General features: G+C 67.4%; 8 protein-coding genes. 3 read left to right on the top strand and 5 right to left on the bottom strand.

Going from position 1 to position 7102, the window contains the following annotated elements:
- Positions 1-151: 151 nt before the first annotated feature.
- The 3 genes from H0523_RS31160 (at position 152) to H0523_RS31150 (ending at position 4409) form a co-directional block, all read left to right on the top strand.
- Complete coding sequence (locus tag H0523_RS31160) at positions 152-625, top strand: hypothetical protein (protein ID WP_054435754.1); 474 nt, start codon at positions 152-154, stop codon at positions 623-625.
- Between the two features lie 138 nt (positions 626-763).
- Entirely contained in the window at positions 764-2494 is a 1731-nt protein-coding gene (locus H0523_RS31155) for a methyl-accepting chemotaxis protein (RefSeq protein ID WP_180180285.1), read from the top strand.
- 319 nt (positions 2495-2813) lie between these two features.
- On the top strand, positions 2814-4409 hold the full coding sequence (locus H0523_RS31150) for a methyl-accepting chemotaxis protein (RefSeq protein ID WP_054435750.1): 1596 nt from the start codon (positions 2814-2816) through the stop codon (positions 4407-4409).
- Positions 4410-4499: 90 nt separating this feature from the next.
- On the opposite strand, the gene fliR is transcribed toward H0523_RS31150, so the two are convergent.
- The 5 genes from fliR to fliN all read right to left on the bottom strand — a co-directional run.
- On the bottom strand, positions 4500-5288 hold the full coding sequence (fliR, locus tag H0523_RS31145; protein WP_054435751.1) for a flagellar biosynthetic protein FliR: 789 nt from the start codon (positions 5286-5288) through the stop codon (positions 4500-4502).
- Between the two features lie 34 nt (positions 5289-5322).
- A complete protein-coding gene (gene fliQ / locus H0523_RS31140) occupies positions 5323-5592 on the bottom strand; it encodes a flagellar biosynthesis protein FliQ (RefSeq protein WP_025138879.1) in 270 nt (89 codons plus the stop codon).
- A gap of 9 nt (positions 5593-5601) precedes the next feature.
- Positions 5602-6384, bottom strand: a complete 783-nt coding sequence (gene fliP, locus H0523_RS31135; protein WP_006394454.1) for a flagellar type III secretion system pore protein FliP — start codon at positions 6382-6384, stop codon at positions 5602-5604.
- 22 nt (positions 6385-6406) lie between these two features.
- Positions 6407-6730 carry a flagellar biosynthetic protein FliO gene (fliO, locus tag H0523_RS31130; RefSeq protein ID WP_006394455.1) on the bottom strand — a complete coding sequence of 108 codons (324 nt, stop codon included), beginning with the start codon at positions 6728-6730 and terminating at the stop codon, positions 6407-6409.
- 13 nt (positions 6731-6743) lie between these two features.
- On the bottom strand, positions 6744-7102 hold a 359-nt coding region (gene fliN, locus H0523_RS31125; protein ID WP_180180284.1), incomplete at its 5' end, for a flagellar motor switch protein FliN.

Here is a 7102-nt window from a genome sequence, read left to right as displayed (position 1 = left end):
GTCCGCTGCGCCGTCCGGCGCCGCGCGCCGCCACGGCCACGGCCGCGGCGAACGAGGCCAAGCCGGCTCCGGCGGCCACCCGCCGCCAGGCGCCGGCCGACGATGATTGGGAATCTTTCTGACGCCGGCAATGACCGGTAAATGGGCAGGTATGCGAGGCTATCTACATCTTCTGGCGGCAGCGGCGATTACGGCATTGATCGCCGGCTGCTCGGCGACGGGCCACAATTTCGACCCCGGCAAGCTGTCGACCCTGACGCCAGGGCAGACGACGCTGGAAGAAGCCTCGCGGGCGCTCACCGCGCCGCCCGACAAGTTCTACAAACAGACCGACGGCACCTTCCTCGCCCTCTGGTCCTTCAAGATCACGTTTGTCCCGGACGGCTTGTACAGCCGCAAGGAAGCGCTGCTGCAGTTCGGCCCCGACGGCCGCCTGATGCGCCTCGTGGACAGCACCAATATTCTGCTGGAACCCTGGGAACGCCAGAAGTTGCTGGGCCCCGCGCCCGTGCCTGACACCAGTCAGGAATGGACGCAGCCGCCCGCGCCGGAGGTCCAGGTGGAGACCATCGTCATACCGGGGCCGGCCGTCGTGTCGCCCGAGCCGATGCGCCAGGGCCGCTAGGTCCCGTTTTCGCGGAGAGCGTGCCGGCCCCCGTGGCCGCCGCGTACGTCGCCCTGATGCGTGCCCGTTCCGCAAGGAAGGCACGCCAGGGTGGTTTTTCATTTGGTCAGAGCTGTACCTGAGGGATGGGGAAAGAATATGGAAGCGAGTCTGGAATCCGGAGCGAAGTCAGGCAAGGTCGGTAAGAAAAAGGCCTCGCGTGCGCCCAAGGTGAAACGCAAGCTGAGACTGCGCGACGCCCGCGTCGGCACGATGCTGCTGTGGGTCATGGCGTTCTTCGCGGTGCTGATCGCGGCGGTGGGCGGCCTGGCCGCCTTCTTCCTGCAGCACAACTACGAGTCCATCCGCGAGGTCAATGCGCTGACCGAACGCTCCAAGCAAGTGGATGTGATCAACAGCGACATGCTGCGCGCGCGCGTCAGCCTGATGGTCGCGGCCCGCCACCTGCAGGAATCCGGCTGGGGCAGCGGCGAGAACTCGGCGCGTGACGCGGCCGCGGCGCTCAAGGGCGCCACCGATCTGCTGACCGGCGTGCGCAGCCGCTTCGCCGACTTCCAGAAGAACATGCTGCAGGACGATACCGGCCGCCAGCTGTCCATGAACCTGGTCCGCCGCTACCGCTCGTACATCGATGACGGCGTCGACACCATGGTGGAAGCGCTGCGCAGCGAGGACTACTCGACTTTCTACATGGTCAACAACGAATACGGCACGCCCCGCAGCGCCGCCTTCATCGAGGCCATTGGCGAATTCAGCAAGTACATCGGCGACCAGCAGCAGGCCACGATCGACCAGGCCGAGGCCAACTTCAACCGCGCCATGATCGCCGTCGCCGTCGCGGTGGCGCTGGCGCTGGCCTTGATGGTGTTCTGCCGCGTGTTGTTCGGCCGCCTGGTGGTGCGTCCGCTGGTCGAGGCCGGCCAGCATTTCGACAAGATCGCCGCCGGCGACCTGACCAGCCGCGTCGAAGTGCGTTCGCACAACGAAATCGGCCAGCTGTTCGCCGCGCTCAAGCGCATGCAGGAAAGCCTGACCCGCACGGTGGCCACGGTGCGCCGCGGCGTCGACGAAATCACGGTGGGTTCGCGCGAAATCTCGGCCGGCAACACCGACCTGTCCAGCCGCACGGAAGAGCAGGCGGCCTCGCTGGAAGAGACCGCCGCCTCGATGGAAGAACTGGCCTCGACCGTCAAGCAGAACGCCGACAACGCGCGCCAGGCCAATCAGCTGGCGGCCAGCGCCTCGGACGTGGCCGAGCGCGGCGGTTCGGCGGTGGCCGAAGTGGTCAACACGATGCAGGGCATCTCGGCCAGCTCGCGCAAGATCTCGGAAATCGTGTCGGTCATCGACGGTATTGCCTTCCAGACCAACATCCTGGCGCTGAACGCGGCGGTGGAAGCGGCGCGTGCCGGCGAACAGGGTAAGGGCTTTGCGGTGGTGGCGGGCGAAGTGCGCTCGCTGGCGCAGCGCAGCGCGCAGGCGGCCAAGGAAATCAAGGGCCTGATCGAGGATTCCGTGACCAAGGTGGGCGCGGGGTCACAGCAGGTGGAACGCGCCGGGGCGACGATGCAAGAGATCGTGGCGTCGGTCAAGCGCGTGACGGACATCATGGGCGAGATCTCGGCGGCGTCCGAAGAGCAGTCCAGCGGCATCGACCAGGTGAACCGCGCGGTGTCGCAGATGGACGAAGTGACGCAGCAGAACGCGGCGCTGGTGGAAGAAGCCGCCGCCGCGGCCGGCTCGCTGCAGGAACAGGCGCATCGCCTGTCCGAGGCGGTGGCCGTGTTCAAGATCAACGCTGGCGAAGTGATCGAAGTGCCGGCCCACCAGCTGGGCGGCTACCAGGCGCCGACGTTGACGCAAGACTGATCATCCGGGGCGCGAGCCCCGTGATGCGGAGCGCGGCCCGGCGGCCGCGGCTCCCGCCGACCCGGCGCCCGTTCGCGGCCGCCGGGTCGAATATCTTATGCAGGTCTGATTTTTGTCATGGACAGCTTAAGTTTTCGAAAATATTGCCGTTCATAGTCATAACGCCCAGAAAAAGGGCAGCGAACCGCTCCTGGCCGCGCGGCGCATCGGCATGCGCCGCCCCGGGAGTCGGGCGGGGACTGGTTGCGACGGGGCGCCCGGTTCGGATCGACCGCCGTGGATCGTTCGCTGCGCCCCATGATGCAACCGGAGACAAGCTGTGCGCGTAAACCTTCCTGTCAATGACGTGGAAACCAAGCTGCGCGAGGATCAATACCTGATCTCGCGTACCGATACCAAGGGCCGCATCCTCTACGCGAATCCGGCATTCATCGAAGTCAGCGGATTCTCCCGCGAAGAACTGATCGGCAAGGCGCACAACATCGTGCGCCATCCCGACATGCCGCCGGAAGCCTACGCCGACCTGTGGCAGACGCTCGAAGCCGGCGAGTCCTGGCTCGGCCTGGTCAAGAACCGCCGCAAGGACGGCGGCTACTACTGGGTGCTGGCCAACGCCACGCCGATCGTCGAGAACGGCGAAGTGGTGGCGTATTCGTCGGTGCGCGTGCGGCCGAGCGACGAACAGATCGAGATGGCCGAGGCACTGTACGAGCGCATCCGCGAAGGCCGCGCCCGCGGCGTGCGCATCGTGCGCGGCCGGCCGGTGCGCGCCGGCTGGCGCCGCGGCCTGGACCTGCTGGCCTTTCCGTTCAAGCGCAACGTGCGCAGCCGCATGTTCCGCCATGCGCTGCTGTCGTCGGGCATCGTGGTGGCGGCCGGCGCCTATGGCCTGAATGCCAACTGGGCGTCGCTGGACGCCACCGGCGCCAGCCTGGCCTGCGGCCTGCTGGCATTGGGCGTGATCGGGATCTTCGGCCTGGGCTGGAGCCTGAGCCGTTCGTTGCTGGATCCGATGGTGGACGCCGCCAACATGGCGCGCCAGGTGGCCGCCGGCAACCTGACCACCCAGATCGTGGCCGATTCCGATGACGAGATCGGCAGCCTGAAGTTCTCGCTCGAAGTCATGCGCAAGAGCCTGATCGGCATCGCCCAGGACGTCTACCGCGGCATCGAGGGCACCACCCAGGCGGCGGTCCACATCGCCCGCGGCAACCAGGAGCTGGCCGGCCGCACCGAGGGCCAGGCCGCCTCGCTGCAGCAGACCGCGGCCAGCATGGAACAGCTGACCTCGACCGTGCGCCAGAACGCCGACAACGCCCGCCAGGCCAACCAGCTGGCTGCCAGCAGCATGGACGTGGCGCGCCGGGGCGGCGTCGCGGTGGGCCAGGTGGTCAGCACCATGCATGGCATCTCCGACAGCTCGCGCAAGATCGTCGACATCGTCAGCATCATCGAAGGCATCGCCTTTCAGACCAATATCCTGGCGCTGAACGCGGCGGTGGAAGCGGCCCGCGCCGGCGAGTCCGGCAAGGGCTTCGCGGTGGTGGCCGGCGAAGTGCGCAGCCTGGCGCAGAAGAGCGCGCAGGCGGCCAAGGAAATCAAGGGCCTGATCGAGGATTCGGTCGACCGCGTGACCGAGGGCTCGGCCCAGGCCGAGCAGGCCGGCGCGACCATGGAAGAGATCGTGGCGGCGGTGCATCGCGTCACCGACATCATCGGCGAGATCTCGCAGGCGTCCCAGGAGCAGTCCAGCGGCATCGAGCAGGTTGACAGCGCGGTATCGCAGATGGACGTGATGACGGTGCAGAACACCGCGCTGGTGCAAGAACTGGGCGGCGCCGTGCTGCAGCTGGGCAACCAGTCGGGCACGCTGCGCGAGACCATCCGGGTGTTCCGCCTGACCGGGCAGCAGTAGGCCCGCGAAGACGCATGAAAAAACCGGCTCGAGGGCCGGTTTTTTCATGGGGCATGGCGCGCGGCGTTGCCTGCGGGGACGGGCGTGGCGCTATCTGCCCGCCAGCGCATCGGCCACCCGGCTCATCGCCGACAGGCCGGATTCGAACAGCGACTCCAGGAACGGGCCGGAATTGGGCAGCACCACGGTCAGCAGCACCACGCCCACGATCAGGCTGACCGGAAAACCCACCGAGAACACCGACAGCTGCGGCGCGGCGCGGTTCAGGATGCCCATCGCCAGGTTGATGGTCAGCAGCGCGCAGATCAGCGGCAGGGCCAGCAGCAGGCCGGACACGAACACGGTCTTGCCCCATTCCACCACCACGCCCCAGCCGTTCTGGTGCAGCTGGATCGCCGCCACCGGCAGGGTGTCGAACGAGCGCACCAGGGCCGCCAGCACCAGCAGGTGGCCGTCCAGCGCCAGGAACGTCAGCATCGCCACGATGTTGAACAGGCGCGACAGCACCGCGGTGTTGGCGCCGGTGCTGGGGTCGAAGAAGGATGCGAACGACAGGCCCATCTGCAGGCCGACGAATTCGCCGGCGGTCTGCACCGCCGCGAACACCAGGCGCATGGAAAAGCCCATGGCGATGCCGATCAGCACCTGCTGCATCACCATCCAGAGACCGGCGAACGAGCCTGGTGCGATCGGCGGCGCGGGGTCGAGCGCCGGGCTGACGGCGACCGCCAGCACGAAGGCCAGCCCGATCTTGACCTTGACCGGGATCATTGATTCGGAGAAGAGGGGAGCGGTGCCCACCAGCGCCAGGATGCGCACGAACGGCCAGAGGAACTGGCCGATCCAGCCATTCAGCTGCTCGATGGTGAAGGAGAACATGAGGACGCGTCCCGGGGGCCGGCGGCGCGCGCCGCTACGACACCAGGCCGGGGATCTGGCCGATGAGCTGGCGGATGTAGTCGACCATGATGCCGATCAGCCACGGGCCCAGCAGCACCAGCACGCCGCACATGGCCAGCAGCTTGGGAATGAACGACAGCGTCATTTCGTTGATCTGCGTGGCGGCCTGGAAGATGCTGATCACCAGGCCCACGATCAGGGTGATGATCAGCAGCGGGCCGGCCATCGCCAGCGCGACTTTCATCGCCTGGTAGGTCATGGTCATGACGGTTTCGGCGGTCATGGCGATTCCCTATTGGTAGAAGCTCTGGGCCAGCGAGCCCATCAGCAGATTCCAGCCGTCGGCCAGCACGAACAGCATCAGCTTGAACGGTAGCGCCACGGTCACGGGTGGCACCATCATCATGCCCAGCGCCATCAGCACGCTGGCGACCACCAGGTCGATGATGAGGAACGGAATGAAGATGGTGAAGCCAATCTGGAACGCGGTCTTGAGCTCGCTGGTGATGAAGGCCGGCACCAGGATGCGCAGCGGCACCTGCGACGGATCTTCCAGCGCCGGCTGCTTGGCCAGGTTGGCGAACAGCGCCAGGTCGTTCTCGCGAGTCTGGTGCAGCATGAACGTGCGCAGCGGGCCCGCGGCGCGCTCGACGGCGGCCTCGAACTGGATCGAGCCTTCGGACAGCGGCTTGTAGGCGTCGGTGTAGATCTTGTCGAACACCGGCGACATCGTATAGAAGGTCAGGAACAGCGCCAGCCCGATCAGCACGTGGTTGGGCGGCGACATCGCGGTGCCCATGGCGCTGCGCAACAGGCCCAGCACGATGATGATGCGGGTGAAGCCAGTCATCATCAGCAGCGCCGCCGGCAGGAACGACAGCGACGTCATCAGCAGCAGCGTCTGCATGCTGAGCGAATAGGTCTGCGAGCCGTTCGCGCCCGGGGTCGCGGTCAGCGCGGGCAGGGTGGCCTGGGCGATGACGCCGGCCGGGTACAGCGCCAGGCCCAGCAGGGCGGCGGCGCCCAGCAGGGGCAACGCGCTGCGGCGGGCGCGGGGAGTGTTGGGCAAGCTCATGGTGTGGAAATGCGCGCGCCGCCTAGCGGCGCTTGAGCGCCTGGCCCAGCTTGGCCGCGAAGGCGGCGGTGGGCAAGGTCGCGGCTTGCGGCAGTTCGCCGGCAGGCAGGGTATGCAGGGGAGTGATCTGGCCGGGGCTGACGCCCACGACCACCCAGGTATTCTCGATCTCGACGACGACGATGCTCTGCCGCGCGCCGATCGGCAGGCTGGCGACCTGCTTGAGCAGGTTGCCGCCGCCGCGCTGCGTCAGGCCGGCGCGGCGCGCCAGCCAGGCCGCGGCCAGGATGGCCGCCAGCACCAGCACCAGGCCGATGATGACGCGCAGCAGGGCGGAGTCGTTCATCACGGACGCGGGGTCAACGACGGTTGTTGAGACGGTTGATGCGTTCGGACGGGGTGATGATGTCGGTCAGGCGGATGCCGTACTTGTCTTCCACCACCACCACTTCGCCCTGGGCGATCAGGTAGCCGTTGACGAAGATGTCCATCGGCTCGCCGGCCAGGCCGTCCAGCTCGACCACCGAGCCCTGGCCCAGTTGCAGCAGGTTCTTGATGGTCAGGCGGGTGCGGCCCAGTTCGACCGTCAGCTGGACGGGCACGTCCATGATCAGGTCGATGTCGGTGCCGGCGCCGGGCGCGGCGCCGGCCAGCGGCTTGAACACCGACTGCGCCGCCGACTGAGCGGCGGGCGCGGCGGGGGCCGGCGCAGCGGGCG

The sequence above is a fragment of the Achromobacter insuavis genome, from assembly GCF_902859645.1.
In the GTDB taxonomy this organism is placed as follows: Bacteria; Pseudomonadota; Gammaproteobacteria; order Burkholderiales; family Burkholderiaceae_B; genus Achromobacter; species Achromobacter insuavis.
The sequence above is the reverse complement of the archived record's forward strand: the minus strand, read 5'-3'. Positions and strand labels throughout refer to the sequence as shown.